Below are 21,729 nucleotides of genomic sequence, written 5' to 3' on the forward strand. Positions count from 1 at the left end.
GGATAATTTCTTGATCAGGTGAAATACTGAATGTCAGCTTCAGGGAAATATTCAGCTATATACCCACGGATGGTTGACTCCAGTTCGGCGGCTTCTTCGGTTTGATAAACATATTTTCCGATTCCATACCGCCCCCACTTATACTTTCGCTTCGATTCATCCAGTTCCAATTTCGTTTTCGGATAGTTTTTTTGAATCACCTTTTTAGCAGGGCCGGTAAACCGATGCTGGATCAATTCAAACGTCAAATCCGGGGTTTCCACACCTTCCAATGCCACGCTTAATCGCTCGAATAGTTCATGATAGCCTTCCTTCCATCCTTCATGACGATAAATCGGGGCAACGATGAACCCTAACGGATACCCTGCTCCCGCCACCTTGCGAGCCGCCTCCATCCTTTCCTCGAAGCTCGAAGTGCCTGGCTCGAAATTTTTGATCACATAACGGGAATTGATGCTGAACCGAAATCTTGTCTTCCCGTTATGCTCTGCATCCAATAGATGATCGACGTGATGGAATTTGGTTACGAATCTTAAAACCCCATATTCACTTTTCCCAAAATATTCAATGGCCCTTTTTAATGAATGCGTCAAATGATCGATGCCAACGATATCAGAAGTACAGGCTGCCTCAAAACGGGTGATTTCAGGCTTTCTCTCCTCTATATATTTTTCGGCTGCCTCGAAGATTTCATCAAGATTCACATAGGTCCTAATATAAGGCTTTGACCCAAGTGTTGTCTGCAAATAACAATAATGGCAATGCCCCATGCATCCAGTGGCAAGCGGGATGGCATATTCAGCCGACGGCTTGGAGGTATCGAACTTCAAGGTTTTTCTGATTCCGACGACTAGCGTCGATTTGGCTACACGGTATTTCTGCAAATCGTTTTCGCCCGGAAGGTCCCTGATTTGATTATGTGAGGTTGTCTCACGGATCTCAATATTCATATCCTCGAATTTCTTCTTTAATTCCCTTCCAAGAGGGTATTCCAGTGCCTTTGGTTCAATGTATACTAACTGCGGGATAAATGGTTTCATATCTTTCTCCATTCCTTTATGGTTCTGTTCAGGCAATATTTTGAACAAAACGATTTAATTGATACAAATAGCTTTTCTTTTTTCTGTTATCCTCATGATTGTTTTTAGTTGGAAATTAAATTGTAGGAGATATGTAGAGGTAAACGGCCGTTTCATTGCAATGGCCAAAGGGTGTAAAAGTGGTTACTTGAACATAAAAAAGGCCGTTAAGGTGCAGAACTCACCTTAACGGCCTTATCAGCTAGCTTAAAGCCCGCATTTCAATTGTGCTCCGCAATTGGTGCAAGTGTTACAGCCACCCATTTCCTGAACTTCCCCTTTACGGCAGACAGGACAAGTGTTTCCCACTTCCGAACCAATCGTAACATTCGTCGAGCGCAGTTCATTTATCGTATCGACCAATACGACTTTTTTCGTTACTTCCACATCATTCAATTCAGCCATCTCAAGCTGCTCATCCATTTGGTTTTCTTCCGCTTTAAGCGTTAGGACCTGACTGTCTCGGCTGCCATCCACATAGACGGTACCGCCTTTCGCTCCGCCTTTGTATAAACGTTCATATACCTTTTCGACTTGCTCGACCGTATATCCCTTAGGTGCATTGACCGTTTTACTGATTGAGCTGTCTATCCAGCGCTGAATGATGCATTGAACATCAGCATGGGCTTCAGGTGCTAATTCCATCGCGGAAATGAACCATTTCGGAAGCTCTTCCGTCCCTGCCTCCGGATGGCGATCCAAGTATTCCTGGACGATATCGGCCTTCACTTCAATGAATTTACCAAGACGGCCGCTGCGGAAATAGGTGAATGAGAAATACGGCTCAAGCCCCGTTGATACCCCGACCATCGTCCCTGTGCTTCCTGTTGGCGCCACTGTCAGTAAATGAGAGTTGCGGATGCCGTGAGCGGCGACACTTTCCTTGATGTCTTCCGGCATTTTATCCATGAATCCGGTTTGCGTAAAACGTGTTCTTAGCTCATCGGTTTCTTTATCCGTCGATCCAATCAGGAACGGGAAACTGCCTTTTTCTTTCGCAAGTTCCACGGAAGCTCTGTAAGCTGTAGTCGCGATTGTTTCAAACACCTTGTCAACAAGCACATTTCCTTCCTCAGAGCCGTATTCCGTTTCACAGTAGATTAACAAATCATGCAAACCCATGACACCGAGGCCGACCCGACGCTCTCCAAGGGCTTGTTTTTTGTTTTCCTCCAAGAAATAAGGAGTGGCGTCAATGACATTATCCTGCATGCGCACACCGACTTCGACCGTTACTTTAAGCTTTTCGAAATCGACGGTTTTATTGTCTTTATCAGCCATCTCAGCCAAATTGACAGCAGCAAGGTTACATACTGAATATGGGGCAAGTGGCTGCTCACCACATGGATTCGTGGCAACAACCTGTTGGCCATAAGCCTTCGCATTCGTCATTTCATTGGCATTATCAATGAAGAAAATGCCGGGTTCAGCGGAATATGTCGCACAAATGTTAATCAAGTTCCAAAGCTCTTTAGCGCGGATTTTACGGTAGACTCGGACTTTATGACCCATTTTCTCCCATTCACGAACATCGCCGACTTTATGCCATTCTTCATTATAAATGGCCATTTCTTCGGCATTGTAACTTTCTACGTCAGGGAAGCGTAATTCATATTCTTCATCTCGTTCTGCCGCTTCCATGAATTCCTTCGTCAAGCAAATCGAAATGTTGGCCCCTGTAAGGAAATCAGGATTATGGACACTGTACGTTCCGCCCGTACGGAGTTTTTCCTCTGCATCCTTAATGATCTTCTCGTTAAACCCGCCAAGGCCAGGAATTTCTTTATAATTGATGATTCCTTGATACATGGCCATTTCCTGCTCGGTATGTGCAGTGAACTTCAATTTATCCGTCGCATATTTCTTGATGGCTTCATCTTTCGTGTTTTCCACCAAGTAGCGAAGGATCCGTGGATTTTGCATTTTGGAAATGATGAATTCTGCAATATCCGGGTGCCAATCGGCAAGCATGATCATTTGTGCACCGCGCCTGCTGCCGCCCTGTTCAACAAGATGCGTCAATTTCGCAATGTCATCCAACCATGACACCGAACCTGAGGATTTACCATTAACCCCTTTTGCCAGTGTGTTTCTCGGACGAAGGGTCGAACCGTTGGTGCCTACTCCTCCGCCGCGGCTCATGATCTCCATAACCTGTTTTCTATGCTCGGAAATGCCTTCTCGGGAATCCGGTACGAAAGGCATTACATAGCAGTTGAAATACGTAACATCCGTATTGGAACCTGCCCCATATAATACACGTCCTGCCGGGACGAAATTAAGGTTTTTCAATTCTTCATAGAATTTATTGAACCATTCCGTCCTTTTTTCTTCCGTTTTTTCCACTGAAGCAAGTCCCGTTGCATTACGTTTTGCTATTTGCTCATAGAATATTTCAAGCGGCTTCTCGATGATATCAAGCGGACGATTTATAATCCCCGTCTCCACTTCTTCGGGATTATCCAATACGCCACGGAATTCATCATCCACCAATACCTTGGCCTTTTTCGTTTCCCAATCTATTTCAACGATATATCCGAGACCCCGTGCCGGGAATTTCGGATCTTCCTTAATTGTCAGCACCACAAAATCGCCTGCCGAGAGCGTGATTTTTTCAGTATCCTTAAAAGAATAGCGGTCAAGCATGACTAGACGGGATACACCCTTATGCGTCATTTTCATATCAGCCGTTACAGGGTGTACTTGGGGAAATAAAGAAATATCCTTATTCAACCTTTCTAGATCAACCTTTAGAGCATCTTTTATTACAACCGACATAATTCCCTCTCCTTTATCTGTTTCAAAGTCCGTCCTTGCTGACGCAAAAATCTATATGTAGCCTTACATGTCCGTTTCGCTTAAACAAGTACCCTAAATTTATCATAGCGAAACGCAAATATCAACATATGGTGTGTCGTAAATTATTTTAACCACTATATATTGTGTTTTTTTAATTGACTTTTCATTTTGTCAAACGATGAATCAATTAATATAGTTAGCAAAGGGGAGTAAAATGTCGATTTACAATAATTTTTCAACAGATTTCAATTAATTTGGGCCTTGCTTTTTTCCCATCCCTTTTAGAGCTTATCCAGTCAAGGAAAAGCCTTCTTGGTCAAACAAATCTGAAAAAACTTTTTTATTATCCAAACCGATCATTTCCATTTCATCTCATGAAATTCCATTCATCGCTCTCATATTTACTTTCTGCGATGGCCTTCACTTCCAGCATTTGCTGTTCAGTAAGGGTGTATGGGACCAAATCGATGGACAGCCCCTCTGCAAAACCTTTTTCAAAAGCATCTTTCGCTTCCGGTATGCCAATCTTTCTCCCAGCAATGTCATTTATCGCCACAGCTTTATTTCTCAGGTTTTTTTGCATTCTTTCTTTAACCCTGTCATTGGAAAACTTAAATACACTGAAGAGCTTTTCATCATCCAGATCGAGTAAAATTGCGCCGTGCTGAAGAATGACTCCCTTTTGTCTCGTTTGGGCGCTGCCGGCCACCTTCCTGCCCTCCACGACCAGTTCATACCAGCTCGGAGCATCGAAGCATACCGAAGATTTGGGAGCCTTTAATGCCGCTTTTTCCTGATCGGTTCGGGGCACTGCAAAGTAAGCATCCAGCCCGAGATTCCTGAATCCCATCAATATCCCTTCCGAAATAACCCGATATGCCTCGGTGACTGTGGTAGGCATGCCTGGGTAAGATTCCGGAACGATTACACTATATGTCAGTTCATGCTCGTGCAGGACAGCTCGTCCTCCGGTAGGTCTGCGCACGAATCCAAGACCTTGCCGTTTGACCTCCTCGAGATCGATTTCCGCTTTTGCCTTCTGGAAATAACCAATCGATAATGTCGCCGGATCCCATCCGTAAAAGCGTATGATGGGAGGGATTTCCCCTTGACTTTGCCAGTTCAATAATGCTTCGTCCAACGCCATATTAAAGGCTGGTGAACAATATCCTGAATCGATAAATCCCCACTTTTCTTTCGTCATCCTTACCCCTCATTTCAATTAGATTTTATCTCGGCAAGTTCGTCATTCCCCATAAAAAACTCACATGTAGTAGTTTAACAGACTTTATCACTCTGAAAAAGGAAGGGACATCAAGTTTGATGCTGAAATTGCTGAAAATTCTTTTTGATTATTGGGTAAAGCAATTATATAATAAAGATTGTCTGTAATCGTTAAGGTAGAAGGGAGTTTTTATGCTTGGAAATATTATATACACTGCTCATCATCATAGGAGCGATCATTGTGTATTCACTTTTTAATTGGTACCGCCAGCGTAAAATCGTAAAGACATTGACACAGGACGAGTTTATTGCCAACTACAGAAAAGTGCAGCTCATCGACGTTAGGGAACCGAATGAATTTGACAATGGCCACATCTTGGGGGCACGGAACATCCCGATGACACAAATGAAAACCCGCTTGGTGGAGATCAGGCCGGACAAGCCGGTTTATTTGTATGCCCAAAGCGAAATGATCAGCGGAAGAGCTGCGGCCATGCTTTACAAAAAGGGATACAGGGAACTTTATCACTTAAAAGGCGGTTTCAAAATGTGGACCGGAAAAATCAAAGCAAAGAAATAAGCTATAGCATGTGGGTCGGCCTCGCATTACGGGTTCATTCACAAGATACATAAACAAGAAAAAATCCCCGCCATGCCGGCTGGGATTTTTTCCTCTGCTTGCAGCCCCTAGAGGCTACGCTTGATGGCGCAGAACTGGCTTTCTCGCTGCTAGTGTTTCATCAAGCCGCTTTATGACGGTAGTGTGCGGTGCTTCCTGGACGATTTCCGGAGTTTCTTCCGCTTCCTTGGCAATCTGGATCATTGCATCGATGAAAGCATCGAGAGTTTCCTTCGATTCCGTTTCAGTCGGTTCGATCATCATTCCTTCCTCTACGTTCAGCGGGAAGTAAATGGTTGGAGGATGATATCCGAAGTCCAAGAGCCTTTTCGCTATGTCAAGCGTCCTGACCCCCAATTGCTTTTGCCGGCGACCGCTTAATACGAACTCGTGCTTGCAATGGCGGTTATATGGCAAATCGAAAAATGGTTCCAGCCTTCGCATCATATAATTGGCATTGATGACCGCATTTTCGGTTACTGCTTTAAGACCGTCCGGCCCCATTGAGCGAATGTACGTGTATGCCCTCACATTTATACCGAAATTTCCGTAATACGGCTTCACCCGTCCAATTGATTGCGGGCGGTCATAATCCAAGGTGAATCGCTCATCCTGTTTAATCACGAGCGGCTTCGGCAAGAAAGGAATCAAATCTGCTTTCACACCGACAGGGCCGGAACCCGGACCGCCGCCTCCATGCGGGCCAGTGAAGGTTTTATGAAGATTCAAATGTACCACATCAAAACCCATGTCACCCGGGCGTGCTTTGGAAAGCACAGCATTCAGATTGGCTCCATCATAGTAGAGCTTCCCGCCGGCTTCATGGACAAGCTGAGCCATTTCCAAAATGTTCTCCTCGAATAATCCAAGCGTATTGGGGTTCGTGAGCATCAAGGCCGCCGTATCCGGACCCACCACTCTTTTTAAATCTTCAAGGTCAACCAACCCATTTTCATCGGATTTCACCGTAATCGTTTCAAGACCGGCAACCGTGGCAGATGCCGGGTTCGTACCATGGGCCGAATCCGGCACGATCACCTTTGTCCTTTCTGTATCGCCATTTGCCTCGTGGAAGGCCCGGATCATCATTAATCCAGTCCATTCACCATGTGCACCTGCGGCAGGCTGCAAGGTCACTTGATCCATCCCGGTGATTTCAGTTAAATGCTCCTGCAAATCAAATAACAGCTCCAAAGCCCCTTGGACGGTCGATGGATCTTGATATGGATGAATATGGGCAAACCCGTTATAACGCGCAACGTTTTCATTGATTTTCGGATTATATTTCATCGTGCATGATCCCAGCGGATAAAATCCTGAATCCACACCATGATTACGCCTCGAAAGGGCTGTATAGTGACGCATGATATCCAGCTCCGACACTTCGGGAAGCGCTGCTTCTTCTGTACGGATATACCCCTCCGGAAGAATTTCTCCAAGTGGAGTAGCTTCCACATCCATTTCCGGCAGGCTGTACCCGATGCGTCCTGGTGTACTGATTTCAAAAATGAGTGATTGATCTTGATTATTCATGTTGATCCCCCAATTCCTGCGCAAATGCATCGATTTCTTCTTTGGTCCTAAGTTCAGTAACAGCGACAAGCATATGGTCATTCAATTCAGGATAAACGGAGCCTAAGTCGAAGCCGCCGATCATTCCTTTTTCAAATAGTTTCTTATTGACTTCCGAAAACGAAGCAGGAAGTTTGATCACGAATTCATTGAATGAAGGACCAGCAAACACAATCTCCAATCCTTTTTGCATGAAAGCGTTTTTTGCATAATGCGCCTTTTGAATATTTTGCACAGCCATCTCCTTCACGCCCTTTTTGCCTAGGGCTGTCATGGCAACGGAAGCCGCCAGTGCATTCAACGCTTGGTTGGAGCAAATGTTGGATGTCGCCTTGTCACGGCGTATGTGCTGCTCACGGGCTTGCAGCGTCAGCACGAAGCCTCGTTTGCCATCTTCATCGACCGTTTGACCGACGAGCCGGCCAGGCACTTTTCGCACCAGTTTATTCGTGACGGCAAAATATCCGCAATGAGGTCCGCCAAATGCTGCAGGAATGCCGAAGGGCTGCGCATCTCCCGTTACGATGTCCGCGCCGAGTGAACCTGGCGACGCCAAAGCCCCCAATGCAAGCGGATTACTGGACACGATAAACATGGACTTGACGCCATGAATGATTTCTTCCATTTCCTTCAAAGGCTCAATCCGTCCAAAAAAGTTTGGATATTGGATGATCACACCCGCGATGTCGTCATTGGCCAGTTCCTTTAAAGCAGCCACATCGGTCACGCCGTCCTTATAAGGAATCTCGATCACTTCCACGCGCTGCCCCTTCGCATACGTCTTGACCACTTCTCTCGATTCAGGATGAACCGCTCCTGAAATGAGGATTTTCTTCCTGCGTGTCTGACCTGAAGCAAGCATGGCCGCTTCAGCCAGCGCCGTCCCCCCGTCATACATCGAGGAGTTGGCCACATCCATGCCCGTCAGCTCACAAATCATCGTTTGGTATTCAAAGATGGCTTGAAGCTCTCCTTGTGAAATTTCCGGCTGATAAGGAGTATAAGCTGTGTAAAACTCCGAGCGGGAAAGGACGTGATCGACGATGACCGGTGCATAATGGTCATATACACCCGCACCAAGGAATGAAGCATAGTTTTTGAGATCCGCGTTCCTCGAAGCGAGCCTCGATAATTCCTTCATTAAGGCTGGTTCCGATTTGGCTGGTTTAATATCATATTCTCCTTGAAAGCGAACACTTTCAGGGATATCCTTGAAAAGCTCTTCAACCGTGGGCACCCCTATAACCTGCAGCATATCCTGTTGATCTTGCTCTGTCATGGGTAAATAACGATGTTTCATCTATTGACCATTCCCCTCTATTTACGTGGTTTTTTATAAAAAGGTGTTTGTATGATAACGGCTTTCAAACGTTTGGAGCGGATCTCCACTTCCACAGCTGCATCCAGCACCGAAAACTCCTTATCGATAAGCGCCAATCCAACATTTTTCTTCAATGTAGGGGATTGCGTGCCGGTCGTGACCTCGCCAATGAGTTTGTCCCCGCTGTATACCTTGTAACCATGACGCGGAATGCCCCTGTCGATCATTTCAATTCCGACAAGCTTGCGGGGAGCCCCTTTGTCCTTCTGTTCAGCAAGAACGGCTTTTCCGAAAAAATCCACTTCCTTATCCACTTTTACCGCAAAGCCGATTCCCGCCTCTATTGGAGTGATGTCCGCTGATAGCTCCTGCCCATATAACGGCAGCTTCGCTTCGAATCTTAGTGTATCCCTGGCACCCAAGCCGATCGGCTGAATTCCTTCTTCCTTTCCGGCTTCCAAAATCGCCCGCCAAAGGGCCGGACCGTTTTCACTTCGGCTGTAGATTTCAAATCCATCTTCGCCTGTATATCCAGTACGGGAAACGATCGTTTCGGCCCCATTGATCATGACGTTTTCCTTGAACTTGAAGAAGCCGATTTCACTAAGGTCCGTGTCACCCGACAGTTTTTGCAATATTTTCTCTGCAGCCGGTCCTTGAAGGGCAAGCTGTATATAGTCACTTGAAACATTCGTAAGTTGGACATCTTCCGGACAATTAGCTTGCAGCCACTTAACATCTTTTTCGGTATTCGCTGCATTGACCACAAGCAGATAGTCATCCTCCGCCATTTTATAAACGATGAGGTCATCCACCGTCCCGCCGTTTTCATAACACATAGCCGTATACAGCGCACCGCCCTGCTGCAGCTTCGATACATCATTGGTCAGCATCTTTTGTAAAAAAGGAAGGCTTCCAGGACCTTTTACATCAACCTCACCCATATGCGATACATCGAATAATCCCGCTTTCGTACGGACCGCTTCATGCTCATCCTTTATACCTGAAAATTGGACAGGAAGTTCCCAGCCGCCAAAATCAATCGTTTTGCCTCCGCTTTCCTGATAAAGCTCGAATAGTGGTGTTCTTTTTAAATTGGTCAAAAAATGACCCCCCTCAGATATTTTTGGATTCATCAATCATAAACTTCTTAATCACTCAGATGGGAAAAGCACAAAAAAGGACAGAGAAAGCCCGTTTGAGCTTTTTCTCTGTCCTGAAACCTGAAAGTTTACCTATATGATAGGTTTTCCCCTTTGGTGGCCGTCCAACCGGCGGCGCTCTCCAGAGTCGCGTCCAATAAGAGTTCTTTTGCCTGAGAGATTCACTGCTAAGTTTGCTCCTTCGGCGCTACATCCGTAGTCTCTCCCCTTATCTTCAACCGCATATAAATGGTTTACCGACGGAATATCTTCACTGCCACCTCTTTTATCTTCAGTTACTTGGATAAAGCGGGAGCCTATGGCCCATACTAATAAAACGCGAACCACAAATCAAAGTACTCCAAACGTGGAAAATTGGAATTTTCTAAATATACTTATATCCTACCCTAAGAAACTTATCTCTGCAATATCTTTTGAAGATAAATATTTTTCTTATTCCACATATGTAATGTTCGGATTTTGACCTTATATTAAGGAAATTATGATGTAAGAGGGAGTTTTTTTATGAAAATCAATATATCCTCCAATTCCGAATGGAATGACGAGTTTCTGCAAAAAATTGAAAATGACGGACCATGGGGCAATTGGGAGCTGTATAAGCTGGCTGTTCAAATGGAGGAAAACCTGATCATTCCGGATTTCGAAGGATTACAGGCACCCAAGCATCTACCGCATCTAACCCCGCTTCCCCATCAATTGGAGGCAGCAAAACAAGTGGTGGAAAAGATGAATGGCAAGGCCATTTTGGCAGATGAGGTGGGGCTCGGAAAAACGATCGAAGCCGGACTGATTTTAAAGGAATATATGATACGCGGCCTTGTCAAAAAAGTATTGATCCTTGTACCGGCTTCCCTTGTATCGCAATGGGCATTCGAACTGAATACGAAATTTCATATCCCTGCAGTCGCCCAGAGGAAAAGTTATGTTTGGGAATCTTGCGATGTCGTCATCTCTTCCATCGATACTGCGAAAAGGGCCCCCCATCGCGATATCATTTTTAATCAGGAATATGATTTCATCATCATTGATGAAGCTCATAAATTAAAAAATAATAAAACGAAGAACTATGAGTTCGTCCAAAATCTGAAAAAGAAATTTTGCCTGCTCCTGACTGCAACTCCGATCCAAAATAAGGTAGAGGAAATCTTTCACCTTGTATCCTTGCTGAAACCAGGGCATTTGGGAAATGCTTCGCTCTTTTCAGAAAAATATAAAGGAAAAGGCAGAAACATAATCGAGGATGAGCACCTTAAGGAATTGGTCAACACCGTCATGATTCGCAATCGAAGGGCCGATACAGGGATCGAATGGACAAAAAGGCATGTGGAAACCATCACCATCGAGTTTTCTCCCACCGAACAAGCCTTATATGATGCTGTTTCCCAATTCAAGCCTATTTCAGAGGGAACAAAGGGAAGTACCTTTTCCGCTCTCACTCTTCAAAGGGAGGCTTGTTCAAGCAGGGAGGCCGTCTACTACACTTTAAAAAATATGAAAGCTAAATATGAAGACCCTTCTCCCGACTATATGGAAAAGCTTGATGATTTATTTACAAAAGTGAATGAAACGGTGCAGAATTCAAAAGCCGAAAAGGCTCTGGAGCTTATCAAGAAAATTGATGATAAAGTGATCATTTTCACCGAATACCGGGCCACCCAGCTCTATTTGCAATGGTATTTACAGCAAAACGGCATATCCTCGGTCCCTTTTCGCGGCGGCTTCAAGCGCGGAAAGAAAGATTGGATGCGGGAATTGTTCCAAAAGAACATTCAGGTGCTGATTGCTACGGAAGCTGGCGGAGAAGGGATAAACCTGCAGTTTTGCCATCACTTGATTAATTTCGACCTGCCATGGAACCCAATGAGGCTTGAGCAAAGGATCGGGCGGATCCATCGGCTGGGTCAGGAAGAAGATGTCAGGATTTATAACTTTGCCACCAAAAATACGGTCGAAGAGCATATTCTCAAGTTACTATACGAAAAGATTAATTTATTCGAAAAGGTGATTGGGGAATTGGATGATATTTTAACCAAATTGGACATCAGCAATATTGAAGAATATTTAATAGATGTAGTCGGCGAGTCCAAAACCGAGGGCGAAATGAAAATCAAGATGGATAACTTTTCGTCGTTAATCCAATTCGCTCAATCCATGAAGGAAGGTGAGGTTCATGCAGCAACAGGAAATTCATGATTTTTTACGTACCTACTTTCAGGCCAATGATTGCGAAATACTGAACGATGGCGGCTCCCATCTCACCGTTCAATTGTCAATCGACATGGATAAAGAATTGATGAACCGCCCTTTTTATTGGCACTATCTTGAAAAAACGGGAGGGATCCCGAACCCTGCAGTAATCACCTTCATAACCAACCCAGAACAAGCGCCGGCGGATTTGAAGGGAGAAATGATTCATTTCGGTTCCCCCCGCCTTCATCAGATTATTCAATCGACGAAGAAGCTGGCAGGGTATACGAGACTTTTTGAGAATGCCCCTCCAGTCAAAAGCGGCGGAAATAATCCATTATTTCCTTGGCTGACACTTAATGTGAAAATATCTTATCAATGCGATCGTAAAAAAGATACGTTTATGTCCATTGGCCTGAATCTCATATCAGGAGAAATCATGGAAGGTTTTCACAATCGGCTCTTGCCAATCAAAGTCACACCAAAGATACCAGATTACTCCTTTACCCTTTCACCCCTCATCATGCCTAAAAGTGGATTGGCAAGACTCGATACATACATTAGAACCAGTTTCGAGGGTGATGATCATTTATGGGCGGAGGAAGCGATGAAGCGCTGGCAGGATGACTTGAAGTTGTTGGAGCATTTTTACAAAGATATGGAAGAAAAAAGCGATAGCTATTTTACCGAAAAAGAGGCACTCAAGGCCCAATACGAACCGAATATACGAATATCAATCATTAACGGAGGATTATTTTACCTTTCAGAACGTGCATTAGGATAGACCTCCGGCGACTCTGGAAACTGGGTCCCAGCTGGAAACCGACGGCTCATGAACATTTCCTACAACAATTGGGATTACCACTTCATTCCCACACTAATATGAATGAATCGTAAGGCGCGGCACTCCTGCGGGAAATGCGCGGCACGTGAGACACCGTAGGCTGAAGGCGCCTAAGGAGGCTCACGGACCGCCCGGGGAAAGCGAGCGCCCACAGTGAAACGCTCATTATACACATCTCTACCTGTGGGCAATTGGAATCCACTCTTATATTTCTAATGCAGAGTGGAATGAATCGAATTTCAGTATAAACAAAATAACTGTAGACAAACCCCTTATCATTTTTGAGTTTGTCTACAGTTTGAGATGTCCATGTACAATGAAGGACATCAGTTTCATTTTTTGATATTCTTCCTTACAAACATCGTCAATGCAAAAGGGACAATGCCAAACCAATGGGACATCCCGTGATTTTTATCCTCTTTTTTATGACGGCGTTTTTCTTTTCGTTCTTTTTTGGTCAGATTAAAATACTCGACAAACTGCTGCGTCAAATATTTGATATAAGCGTTAGTAGACATATTAAATCACCCTCAAATAAGTATGCCCGAATTCCGCTCCTTTTATTCCCTGCTTCATCCTTAACAGGCTCGGCTTATCGTTAACCGCTTGTAGAAAACATTCACCCAATCTGTTTTTCGATCCATTCCACCACCCTCCCCTCCTCTTGATCGTATTGGATGACGATCCTGCCCACTCGATCGTTTTTAGTCGTGGAGGAAAATTCGATAAAGGCATATCTACCTTCTTGCTTCAGTAGCGAATACCGCACCACACCATTCGGATAAGAAATGTCGCCTTGGAAAACTACTTGAGGTTCCTTCTCCCACCCTGCCGTCACTTCCTTGACGGCAAGGTGGACAAGATGGTCTGCTACCAGCGATTCTTCCACTTCTTTATAAAATCTTTTATCAATGATAAATTGATCAATCATTAAAACCATCAGTATGATGAAAACACTGGCGATAATTAGCACCATCGGGAATACGACTCCTTTTTGATTATTCATCGGCTTCCTGCTCCACTTTAAGGAATGGATGAAAACTTCGGCTAAAAGTAGTCCCTGCCTTATCCGTTATGTCTAGGACGATGACACTGCCATCCTTCTTCACCTGAAATCTCGATATATTCTGCAAGATGACTTCATGTCCCTTGCCATCCACCCTCCTTCGAACCTTATCCTCATATTGTTCAATGGATGCTAATTGATCACCTGAAAGCAAATATAACCGATTTCCGTTTACATCCTGGGATTTGGAACTCCGTATCTCCTGATGCATCTGCATGGTAAAAACCTCCCACTCTTTAGGATGCAATTTGTCAATGGCCCTCACCTGGGTTTGGATGATTGAAAAAAGCTGTACGACAAAAAGAGAGATTGACATCAAAACCAGTAGTGAAAAAAGCATTTCAATCATCGTAAAGCCATCATTTTGGCGCAATATCACAAACCGATTCATCTTTTCCCGACGCATTTTCATAATATACACATCCTTCCATGCTTCCCGATGAGTCACCATCTTCCTGCCAAATCATGCGGTACGTTTTTTTTGAATCATGAATTCTTTCTCCATTCCTTGTTGCTCCCCATCCATGAACGCCGTCAATTTTTCATACAACAAATGATGGGCTTCCGTTTTCATGATCATATTTTTGCGGTCGGTCATCACTTTCTCAAGAATCGGGAAAATCGACAGCACCAAAAATATACAAACGGAAAAGGCAGCCATCAGCTCAAGGTAGACATATCCCTTACAATTCCTCAATCCTGAACCTCCCTTTACCGATATTCAGAACCAATTTGTATTTCCCCTTTGATGTCTCAATCATCATCGTTCCTGCTTTTGATATATTTCCATACTGATTAAAGTGAAAGCTATATCCCAAAGTCGCATTCGAAAATTGGATATCCGCCGGTATTTTACGCTCAAGGATCATTCCTTCATTGTATGAGGAAACGGTATATACCTTATTACGGGTATCGATATGGAGGTAAAGCAATCCTTCATGGCTGATCGCATATTGTTGCGCATAGAAAATATCCTCATGAAGCTGGAAAAGAAACATTCTTTCTTCCATACCTTTATTGAAGCTTGGATATAAATTGGGGGTTACGGAAAGCAGCAGTACGAAAATGACGAGCACAATCAATGTTTCCGACATGGTATATCCGTTGGCTGCCTTCACTATTCCTTTTCTGCTACTCAACGATCGTGATCTTTCCCTTTTTATCCATACTGATTTCTTCTCCATTCGGGCAGGTTGTCTGCTTAAGATAGCCTTGATTTTCCAATTCGTTGATGCTCATAGGAAGCTTGGCATTGTCAATCTCATATGCCTGTACTTGTGCTTGAGCCATCTTTATGAACGCTTCACATCCTTTAGAATGGATCGTCGATTGATGCTTGGTGATATTGGGGATGGTTATGATCAAAAGTATCGATATGACAAGTAAAACAATAAGCATCTCGATTAAGGTAAATCCTCTTTCATCCAAAATTTTCTTCATATCAACCTGCTCCTGAAACCACCTGATTCCCGATGGTCCGTGCAGTGTCACCTCCACAAATCAATAATGAAATTCTATACACCTTCGAGCAATGAGAACATCGGCAGCAACACCGCCAAATAAATCGAAACGATCAGGCAACCTATCACCGAAAACATAAGAGGCTGAAGGATCTTCAGGATAACATTCATTTTTTCTTCCATTTTCTCAAGCAAAAATTGGCTGTAATGAAGCAGCTCTGCATCAAGCCTGCCGTATTTTTGGCCATTCGCGGCAACCACTGGTAAATTTCGATCAAAATAGGGCAGCTCCTGAAAAATCATTTCGAGCGAACGGCCCTCTGTCAGGTCATCCTTGATGATCGAGCAAAGTTTTTGGTAGAATGGCTGCTGCTGATTGATCGAAAACAAATTAATGCTTTCGTTAATGGACAGACCTCCGGAAAGCATGCCGCTAAATTGGCTTGCAAAAAAATAGGTTTCATATAACCTGATGAAGCTTCCTACTATCGGGATCCCGATTAATAGCCTTCGCTGCCGCAAAGGGCACATTCGGTTAAACCATAATCGTCTGAGTAGATACAAGAATAGGAACATGCCAATGAGAATGAAGGGAAGAAGAGGCAAAATGAAGGATAATGCAGATAACAGGATCAGAATGATGTTTTGATCCACATTCATCGTGATATAGATGGCCTGGAACTTAGGAAGGAGAACACTTTGGAGAATATAAAACACAATGCTGACAAAAAAGACCAAAAATATGGGATAAACCAATACTTTTTTTACTTTATGGAGATCTTCCGTTCTTTTTTTCCAATAACCTCCTCCTTCTTTCAACGCCCGATCCAGATCGCCGTACTGCTCTCCATAAAAGATATAACTTACAAGTTGTGGATGAAAACCAAGATGGGACAGCACTTGATGCAAGGGATAACCGCTCCTTAAGTCCTTTAAGGCCTTAGTGAAATCTCCCGCCTTCTTCTTGGATTCCTGAAATTCGAGGAAATGGATAGCCTCTGCCAATGGGTAGCCATGGCTTAATAATTCACCTAGCTTGGTAACGAAGACGGCTTGTTCCTTCAATTTCCATTTACTTTTTGTCATCATGATATACCAGCCGGTCATATTCTTGTGAATCCACATAGCCCATGGCAACCGCTTTTCCGATTTCATCCCTTAAGCGGCGATAGCTGACAGATGCACTGCCCTTTTCAGCCTTATGCATTTGGAAAAGGTCCGCCAAGCTTTTTCCATAAAGCAATTCATACACACTCGCCCTTTTCGCCCTATCAGTCATGACGCAAGCAGATGCACAATCCTCCTTACATGGCAGGCAGCGAAGTTCAACAAGCCGCTGAGCCGTCACACCGATCAAGCTTTGTTCGATCTCAAGCAAGCTGACACCAAATTCCAGCAGCCTGGAGATCGCACCTTGTGCATCCCTTGTATGCATCGTCGTCAGGATTAAATGACCGGTCAAAGCGGCCCGCACCGCGATTTTCGCCGTTTCCGAATCCCTGATTTCCCCCACGATTATCACGTCGGGGTCGTGTCTAAGCACGGCCTTTAGGCCGACCGAATAGGTAATGCCGGCCTTTTCATTGATTTGGACTTGCAGCACCTTTTCGGACACACTCTCAATCGGATCTTCAAGTGTGATGATATTTCGGTTGAGCATCGCATGGGCATGATGGAGCAGGGAATAAAGGGTAGTCGTTTTCCCGCTGCCGGTCGGGCCGGTAAATATGAGCATGCCATGGGAGTGCTTCAGAAGTGCAATCAGTTTTTGGGCGGTATTCGGGAATAAGGATAATTGTTCTAGCGGAAGAATGTTCTGTTGGGGTATTAAGCGGATGACCAGACTCTCGAGATAGGCAGTGGGGAGTGTGGAGAGGCGAAGTCCTACCACTTGGTTAGCTAGATTCATGGTGATGGCACCGCTTTGCGGCCTTCTTTTCTCGCCTATATCCATTGCGGCAAGGAACTTCAAATGAGCTATCAGCCTTTCAGCTTCAAAGAATGATATGGTTTCCTGAGGGACAAGCTTATTATCGATCCTGAATTGGATGAGCGGTCCCTCCCTGCGGAAAAAAATATGGATGTCCGACGCGGATGCCTGAATGGCACGGGTAAGGATTTTTTCTGCCGTTTTTTCAATTGATATCAAATCATTCATCACCTCCTATAGTTCTAAATTAAAATTTCGACAATCACCGACAAATTCCTGCTAAATACATGAAAAAATCCTCGAAAAATTTTCGAGAATCACTTTTACATGCTCATTTTCAAATCCATCTTTTTGGAAACCAAATTTCTCAATGCATCTTCATTGTGGCCGATCACTAATTTTTCCCCGTCTATAAGGATGGGCCTTCTCAATAGTCTCGGCTCTTTTGTAAGTAATTGGATGACATCAAAAAGCATCATTTCGTCAATATTAACTTCCAAGCCTTTATACACTTCACTTCTTGTTGCCAATACTTCATCAAGGCCCTCGGTAGTCAATTCAAGGATCCGTTTTAATTCAGCTTCGGTCGGTGTTTCTCTGAATAAATGACGCTCTTCGAAAGAAATATGATTGGCCTTTAACCATTTTTTTGTTTTTCGGCAAGATGTACAACTTGGATACGAAAAGAAAGTCAATCGTTCCATATTTACAACCCCTCATTCCTAATTTGTATATATAACATGTTCTTTAAAAGTATTGTATAACATTTGTACAATAAATGTATATTAAAAAGCTCTACTAAAATGGGGAAAATGTGAATTTTTTTTTAACTAAAGCGATATTGCAGGTTCTGTTATTCCATTATTTTCTGCCTGTATTATAATAAACAAGTAAAACTATGGAAATGCAGGAGGGCAAAATGGAACAAACGTTAAAAATTACGAACGTGTTAGCAGACCCCACCCGGTATTATATATATCAATATATTTTGGACAATCATGGGGACGTGACGGTACAGCAAATTGCCGATTCATTTAACATCCATCCAAATGTGGCTCGCCTACACTTGTCAAAACTCGAAGATATTGACATGCTGGTATCGGAAGCACGTAAAACGGGGAAAGGCGGACGTCCAAGCAGGCTTTATCGTTTATCCGATAAAGTCATTCAGCTGCATTTTCCTTATAGGGACTATCAGCTGCTATCAAGGATAGCCATTCAGACGATGATGACATTAGGGGAGCAAGGGAAACAGGCCCTTTACGATACGGGCAAGGTTTTCGGCGAGGAATTGGTCAATCAGCAACTATCGATGAGCTTACATTCAATTAACAGCCTTACTTTTGCGGAGAAAGTCGGTATGCTCAGGAATGCTGCCATCATTGCAGGGTTTTCACCTGAAATTCAGGCAAACGATGCGGAAAATAAAATTCACTTCCGTATCTTCAATTGTCCATTCAAGGAAGTTACAGCCGTAGAGCCAGGAATAATATGCTCGATGCATAATTCTTTCTTAAAGGGAATGTTCGAAGCCTTGTTTGATAACGTGGATCTTGTGGAAGTAGAAAATATGATGTCTAATTGTTCCACTTGCTCTTATCAAGCTTCGGTTCTGACATAGAAACAAAAGGCATCCTTTACATTACCTTACAATTTCATTTATAATTATTGGGAATGTACACGACTTGACAAAAGGAGGGATTCGGATGGAACGCATGTTCAGAGTATGTGGATTTTGGACAGGAATTATGGCTATTTTCTTTTATCTGGGCCATATGCATCAAACGTCTTTACTTTTCTTTGCACAAACGATCTTTTTTGTTCTCTTAAGCTATTTGAAATTATCGGAGCGCATGTATATTTATGTATTTGGCGCCTATCTTACCGTTTTCTTTGCAGGATTCTCATATTGGAGTGTATTTATGATGACTCCTGGTGCCTCCCATTAGGATCGGAACATGCATGATACATAACCCATGAATCATTGGTTCATGGGTTTTCTCTTGCATCAATCAGGGAAAATCCTTGCAGCCTCAGCCAGATTCTTCGTTTGCAGCAGCACCCTGAAATGGTCACTGTACCCACCTATGATCAGGCCCCGAATAGCACGGTTGCGCCTTGCCGTTTCCGAGAAGGGATTCGTCTCTTGGTGCCCCTTCAGCTCCTGGAGGATCCCCGTTTTAAGCAAAAATTCATGCTGCTGATAAAGGCCGGAGACGGCTGCCCCCTTTTTTTTTCCAATATCCATTAATGTGTCAAAATGGATATGTGTCGTCATATCCATATCACCAGGATGCATAAGTGCATCCGTGATCATTTCATGCCGATAGTAGCCCCTTAGACTTCCTTGATGATGTGCGGACTCCTGCCACTCCTTTTGAGTGTAGCCATAATCGATGGTAAGCAGGACCCCCGAACGGATGCTTGAAGCGATCTTTTCATATTCCTGAACCATCTGCAGCGGAATTTCATATCTTTGCTTATCTTGTAATGTTACGGACCGTTCCGCAAGGTAAGTAAGAATGTCAGGATTGTCCAACGGCTCCTTCACTTCCAGCAAACGGCCACCCTCCATCGTGACGAAGACCTCTGCAAGGGACCCGCCATCCTTCTCGATGACATGGACAGGCAGTGCATCGAAAAATTCATTTGAAAACACGATTCCATTCATATTCGCCCATTCTTCTGCTTCGACAGCTAAAGATGCCTGTTTGAACATCCCTATACGGTCTTGCTGAGCCCTCCTATGAAATGGGCTGGTTTCTACCAGAACATACGTCAGCGAGTCCCAAATCAGCGGCTCTGTTTCTTTAATGTAGACGAGAATGTCATACGCCAGCTTCCCATCCCCTGCACCCATTTCAACGATGTGCGGGGAAACGCCGCACACTTTTATCAAATGGACGAACCACCTCGCAAGTGATCTGCCAAAAGCGTCCCCGACATTGCCGGACGTATAAAAATCCCCTCTTGAGCCAATCTTCTTTTTTTGCCTCATATAATAGCCAATCTGCGGGGCATATAAAACGGCTGCCATATAGTCCTGATAGGAAATTCTCTTTTTAGGGCTGCGTTCAATCATTTCCTCCAAATGGTGTATCAACATAACGCCTCCTCTTCCCTGAAACGCGATCAAAAAAAATGACCTTTCCGATTAGTTAATGCGTCGGCTATTCTTTTACTTTATCAAGAAACATACTCAGTATAATTCCACGAGTCATTTTTTTCAATATTCAAACATCAAGACCCAAAAACCAGGTGCCACATGGCACCTGGAGGAATGTTATCTCAAAAAGGGGTTTGCACTCTTTTCATCTAAGATGGTCGTGACTGGACCATGTCCCGGGAAAACGATCGTATCATCAGGAAGCGGCAGCAGTTTCGTATCGATGCTTTTTAGCAGGACCGCTTCGCTTCCGCCAATTAAATCTGTCCTGCCAATGCTTCCTTGGAACAAGACGTCTCCTGAAAATAGCAGCCGTTCATCCCTTAAAAAAAAGGAAACACTGCCTGGTGAGTGCCCGGGGGTTTCGAAAACTTCGAAAGTAAACCCACCAATTGTAAGCTCCTGCTCATTTGCGATGAAATGATCAGCCGGTTTCATGCGCATCGGGTTTTCAGGGAACCAGTTCAAAGAGCCGTTCAACGCGGGATCAAGAAGCCACTTGGCCTCTTTTTCATGAAGATAAGCAGGCACTCCATAATGATCGCGGATGGCATCAAGAGCACCGATATGATCGAAATGAGCATGCGTCAATAAAATCGCCAAAGGCTTCAATTTTTTTGTTTGTATATATTGTATGATTTTCTGTGGCTCTTCACCCGGATCGATAATGATGCAATCCGTTCCATCCGAGACTGCATAACAATTCGTTTGCAGGGGTCCAAGCGGGATTTGTGTCCATTTCATTTCCATCAACTCCAATAAGAATTTCTCTCTCCATCTTACACCAAATCTTGACGTACATGTTAATCCTGTTCACTCCAAGCCCTTTTTAGCCTCGACAAATAATTGAATAAATATTAAAATATTAACAAATGCATTCTTTTCTACATATTTTTGGTAGTTGCATAATTCTCTGGGTATATTATTAGTGATGAACATTCATTTTGTAAAAGGGGGTTTTGATATGATATTAATGGTTGTGTTCGGACTTGTGGCCCTTTTGGGGGTGGCAGCTGTATTTACTTCATTAAAAAAGAGAAACTTCTTAGGATTCATTTTTGCAGCCGGCAGTGCCGTCGTATTCGGCTGGTTCACTGTCATGACAATCATCAACAGCGGCTTTCCTGTTTCCCACTAAAGAAAAAAAGGTTTCGGAAGGATTTCCCTTCCGAAACCTTTTTTAATTCCCAGATTGCCTAAAGTTTGGAGTATCTGTACTTAGACCGCTCTGTTCCGTTCCCCTTTGCGTGAAAACTAAGGTTAGAATCGAAACGATATAGATATTGTTTGGGGGAAGTC

Annotated in this window: 23 protein-coding genes and 2 riboswitches; of the genes, 6 read left to right on the forward strand and 17 right to left on the reverse strand. The window is 43.9% G+C overall.

What is annotated here, in order from left to right:
* Positions 1-14: 14 nt before the first annotated feature.
* From splB to QNI08_RS18600, 3 genes are all read right to left on the reverse strand, one after another.
* The gene (splB, locus tag QNI08_RS18590) at positions 15-1,040 is read right to left on the reverse strand and encodes a spore photoproduct lyase (protein ID WP_285768887.1); all 1,026 of its coding nucleotides are present in this window, start codon (positions 1,038-1,040) and stop codon (positions 15-17) included.
* 246 nt (positions 1,041-1,286) lie between these two features.
* Entirely contained in the window at positions 1,287-3,857 is a 2,571-nt protein-coding gene (locus tag QNI08_RS18595; protein WP_285768888.1) for a vitamin B12-dependent ribonucleotide reductase, read from the reverse strand.
* A 388-nt stretch (positions 3,858-4,245) separates the two neighbouring features.
* On the reverse strand, positions 4,246-5,082 hold the full coding sequence (locus QNI08_RS18600; RefSeq protein ID WP_285768889.1) for a lipoate--protein ligase family protein: 837 nt from the start codon (positions 5,080-5,082) through the stop codon (positions 4,246-4,248).
* Positions 5,083-5,298: 216 nt separating this feature from the next.
* Here QNI08_RS18600 and QNI08_RS18605 point away from each other — a divergent pair, with 216 nt between their 5' ends.
* Complete coding sequence (locus tag QNI08_RS18605) at positions 5,299-5,682, forward strand: rhodanese-like domain-containing protein (protein WP_285768890.1); 384 nt, start codon at positions 5,299-5,301, stop codon at positions 5,680-5,682.
* A gap of 114 nt (positions 5,683-5,796) precedes the next feature.
* On the opposite strand, the gene gcvPB is transcribed toward QNI08_RS18605, so the two are convergent.
* The 3 genes from gcvPB to gcvT are packed head-to-tail and all read right to left on the reverse strand — an operon-like array spanning position 5,797 to position 9,750.
* On the reverse strand, positions 5,797-7,254 hold the full coding sequence (gcvPB, locus tag QNI08_RS18610; RefSeq protein ID WP_285768891.1) for an aminomethyl-transferring glycine dehydrogenase subunit GcvPB: 1,458 nt from the start codon (positions 7,252-7,254) through the stop codon (positions 5,797-5,799).
* A complete protein-coding gene (gene gcvPA, locus QNI08_RS18615) occupies positions 7,247-8,593 on the reverse strand; it encodes an aminomethyl-transferring glycine dehydrogenase subunit GcvPA (protein ID WP_285768892.1) in 1,347 nt (448 codons plus the stop codon). Before gcvPA ends, gcvPB begins: the two co-directional genes overlap by 8 nt.
* Positions 8,594-8,610: 17 nt before the next feature.
* Positions 8,611-9,750 carry a glycine cleavage system aminomethyltransferase GcvT gene (gcvT, locus tag QNI08_RS18620; protein WP_285768893.1) on the reverse strand — a complete coding sequence of 380 codons (1,140 nt, stop codon included), beginning with the start codon at positions 9,748-9,750 and terminating at the stop codon, positions 8,611-8,613.
* A 73-nt stretch (positions 9,751-9,823) separates the two neighbouring features.
* Positions 9,824-9,904: riboswitch (glycine riboswitch) on the reverse strand.
* 3 nt (positions 9,905-9,907) lie between these two features.
* Positions 9,908-9,995, reverse strand: a riboswitch (glycine riboswitch).
* Positions 9,996-10,281: 286 nt separating this feature from the next.
* Here gcvT and QNI08_RS18625 point away from each other — a divergent pair.
* Positions 10,282-11,970 carry a DEAD/DEAH box helicase gene (locus QNI08_RS18625; RefSeq protein WP_285768894.1) on the forward strand — a complete coding sequence of 563 codons (1,689 nt, stop codon included), beginning with the start codon at positions 10,282-10,284 and terminating at the stop codon, positions 11,968-11,970.
* Positions 11,948-12,748: a YqhG family protein gene (locus QNI08_RS18630; protein WP_285768895.1), complete on the forward strand. Its 801-nt coding sequence runs from the start codon at positions 11,948-11,950 to the stop codon at positions 12,746-12,748. Before QNI08_RS18625 ends, QNI08_RS18630 begins: the two co-directional genes overlap by 23 nt.
* A gap of 392 nt (positions 12,749-13,140) precedes the next feature.
* On the opposite strand, the gene QNI08_RS18635 is transcribed toward QNI08_RS18630, so the two are convergent.
* The 9 genes from QNI08_RS18635 to QNI08_RS18675 form a co-directional block, all read right to left on the reverse strand.
* Entirely contained in the window at positions 13,141-13,326 is a 186-nt protein-coding gene (locus tag QNI08_RS18635; RefSeq protein WP_100531647.1) for a YqzE family protein, read from the reverse strand.
* A 101-nt stretch (positions 13,327-13,427) separates the two neighbouring features.
* Complete coding sequence (comGG, locus tag QNI08_RS18640) at positions 13,428-13,814, reverse strand: competence type IV pilus minor pilin ComGG (protein ID WP_285768896.1); 387 nt, start codon at positions 13,812-13,814, stop codon at positions 13,428-13,430.
* On the reverse strand, positions 13,807-14,286 hold the full coding sequence (comGF, locus tag QNI08_RS18645; protein WP_285768897.1) for a competence type IV pilus minor pilin ComGF: 480 nt from the start codon (positions 14,284-14,286) through the stop codon (positions 13,807-13,809). Before comGF ends, comGG begins: the two co-directional genes overlap by 8 nt.
* Before the next feature lie 51 nt (positions 14,287-14,337).
* A complete protein-coding gene (locus QNI08_RS18650) occupies positions 14,338-14,571 on the reverse strand; it encodes a hypothetical protein (protein ID WP_285768898.1) in 234 nt (77 codons plus the stop codon).
* A complete protein-coding gene (gene comGD / locus QNI08_RS18655; RefSeq protein ID WP_285768899.1) occupies positions 14,558-15,013 on the reverse strand; it encodes a competence type IV pilus minor pilin ComGD in 456 nt (151 codons plus the stop codon). Before comGD ends, QNI08_RS18650 begins: the two co-directional genes overlap by 14 nt.
* Entirely contained in the window at positions 15,006-15,314 is a 309-nt protein-coding gene (gene comGC, locus QNI08_RS18660; RefSeq protein ID WP_285768900.1) for a competence type IV pilus major pilin ComGC, read from the reverse strand. Before comGC ends, comGD begins: the two co-directional genes overlap by 8 nt.
* 74 nt (positions 15,315-15,388) lie before the next feature.
* Positions 15,389-16,423: a competence type IV pilus assembly protein ComGB gene (gene comGB / locus QNI08_RS18665; RefSeq protein WP_285768901.1), complete on the reverse strand. Its 1,035-nt coding sequence runs from the start codon at positions 16,421-16,423 to the stop codon at positions 15,389-15,391.
* A complete protein-coding gene (gene comGA / locus QNI08_RS18670; protein ID WP_285768902.1) occupies positions 16,407-17,483 on the reverse strand; it encodes a competence type IV pilus ATPase ComGA in 1,077 nt (358 codons plus the stop codon). The genes comGB and comGA overlap by 17 nt, the downstream gene beginning before the upstream one ends.
* A gap of 104 nt (positions 17,484-17,587) precedes the next feature.
* Positions 17,588-17,968, reverse strand: a complete 381-nt coding sequence (locus QNI08_RS18675) for a Spx/MgsR family RNA polymerase-binding regulatory protein (protein ID WP_285768903.1) — start codon at positions 17,966-17,968, stop codon at positions 17,588-17,590.
* A gap of 215 nt (positions 17,969-18,183) precedes the next feature.
* On the opposite strand from QNI08_RS18675, the gene QNI08_RS18680 reads away from it, so the two are divergent.
* Together QNI08_RS18680 and QNI08_RS18685 are read left to right on the forward strand one after the other, a co-directional pair.
* Positions 18,184-18,885, forward strand: a complete 702-nt coding sequence (locus QNI08_RS18680; RefSeq protein ID WP_285768904.1) for a helix-turn-helix transcriptional regulator — start codon at positions 18,184-18,186, stop codon at positions 18,883-18,885.
* A gap of 85 nt (positions 18,886-18,970) precedes the next feature.
* Positions 18,971-19,213, forward strand: a complete 243-nt coding sequence (locus QNI08_RS18685; RefSeq protein ID WP_057911743.1) for a DUF2626 domain-containing protein — start codon at positions 18,971-18,973, stop codon at positions 19,211-19,213.
* Between the two features lie 59 nt (positions 19,214-19,272).
* Here QNI08_RS18685 and QNI08_RS18690 read toward each other — a convergent pair whose 3' ends face one another.
* A complete protein-coding gene (locus QNI08_RS18690) occupies positions 19,273-20,370 on the reverse strand; it encodes a class I SAM-dependent methyltransferase (protein ID WP_285768905.1) in 1,098 nt (365 codons plus the stop codon).
* Positions 20,371-20,547: 177 nt separating this feature from the next.
* Positions 20,548-21,174 carry an MBL fold metallo-hydrolase gene (locus QNI08_RS18695; protein ID WP_285768906.1) on the reverse strand — a complete coding sequence of 209 codons (627 nt, stop codon included), beginning with the start codon at positions 21,172-21,174 and terminating at the stop codon, positions 20,548-20,550.
* 220 nt (positions 21,175-21,394) lie between these two features.
* Here QNI08_RS18695 and QNI08_RS18700 point away from each other — a divergent pair, with 220 nt between their 5' ends.
* Positions 21,395-21,568 (forward strand): DUF2759 domain-containing protein, encoded by a 174-nt coding sequence (locus QNI08_RS18700; protein WP_285768907.1) that lies wholly within the window; start codon positions 21,395-21,397, stop codon positions 21,566-21,568.
* Positions 21,569-21,729 lie beyond the last annotated feature (161 nt).

This window comes from Peribacillus folii, from assembly GCF_030271255.1.
In the GTDB taxonomy this organism is placed as follows: domain Bacteria; phylum Bacillota; class Bacilli; order Bacillales; family DSM-1321; genus Peribacillus.

Bases quoted from the DNA above. Each gene is read 5' to 3' on its own strand.
- splB (WP_285768887.1), bottom strand. From the start codon at position 1,040: ATGAAACCATTTATCCCGCAGTTAGTATACATTGAACCAAAGGCACTG.
- QNI08_RS18595 (WP_285768888.1), bottom strand. From the start codon at position 3,857: ATGTCGGTTGTAATAAAAGATGCTCTAAAGGTTGATCTAGAAAGGTTG.
- QNI08_RS18600 (WP_285768889.1), bottom strand. From the start codon at position 5,082: ATGACGAAAGAAAAGTGGGGATTTATCGATTCAGGATATTGTTCACCA.
- gcvPB (WP_285768891.1), bottom strand. From the start codon at position 7,254: ATGAATAATCAAGATCAATCACTCATTTTTGAAATCAGTACACCAGGA.
- gcvPA (WP_285768892.1), bottom strand. From the start codon at position 8,593: ATGAAACATCGTTATTTACCCATGACAGAGCAAGATCAACAGGATATG.
- gcvT (WP_285768893.1), bottom strand. From the start codon at position 9,750: ATGAATCCAAAAATATCTGAGGGGGGTCATTTTTTGACCAATTTAAAA.
- QNI08_RS18625 (WP_285768894.1), top strand. From the start codon at position 10,282: ATGAAAATCAATATATCCTCCAATTCCGAATGGAATGACGAGTTTCTG.
- QNI08_RS18630 (WP_285768895.1), top strand. From the start codon at position 11,948: ATGCAGCAACAGGAAATTCATGATTTTTTACGTACCTACTTTCAGGCC.
- QNI08_RS18635 (WP_100531647.1), bottom strand. From the start codon at position 13,326: ATGTCTACTAACGCTTATATCAAATATTTGACGCAGCAGTTTGTCGAG.
- comGG (WP_285768896.1), bottom strand. From the start codon at position 13,814: ATGAATAATCAAAAAGGAGTCGTATTCCCGATGGTGCTAATTATCGCC.
- comGF (WP_285768897.1), bottom strand. From the start codon at position 14,286: ATGAAAATGCGTCGGGAAAAGATGAATCGGTTTGTGATATTGCGCCAA.
- comGC (WP_285768900.1), bottom strand. From the start codon at position 15,314: ATGAAGAAAATTTTGGATGAAAGAGGATTTACCTTAATCGAGATGCTT.
- comGB (WP_285768901.1), bottom strand. From the start codon at position 16,423: ATGATGACAAAAAGTAAATGGAAATTGAAGGAACAAGCCGTCTTCGTT.
- QNI08_RS18675 (WP_285768903.1), bottom strand. From the start codon at position 17,968: ATGGAACGATTGACTTTCTTTTCGTATCCAAGTTGTACATCTTGCCGA.
- QNI08_RS18680 (WP_285768904.1), top strand. From the start codon at position 18,184: ATGGAACAAACGTTAAAAATTACGAACGTGTTAGCAGACCCCACCCGG.
- QNI08_RS18685 (WP_057911743.1), top strand. From the start codon at position 18,971: ATGGAACGCATGTTCAGAGTATGTGGATTTTGGACAGGAATTATGGCT.
- QNI08_RS18690 (WP_285768905.1), bottom strand. From the start codon at position 20,370: ATGTTGATACACCATTTGGAGGAAATGATTGAACGCAGCCCTAAAAAG.
- QNI08_RS18695 (WP_285768906.1), bottom strand. From the start codon at position 21,174: ATGAAATGGACACAAATCCCGCTTGGACCCCTGCAAACGAATTGTTAT.
- QNI08_RS18700 (WP_285768907.1), top strand. From the start codon at position 21,395: ATGATATTAATGGTTGTGTTCGGACTTGTGGCCCTTTTGGGGGTGGCA.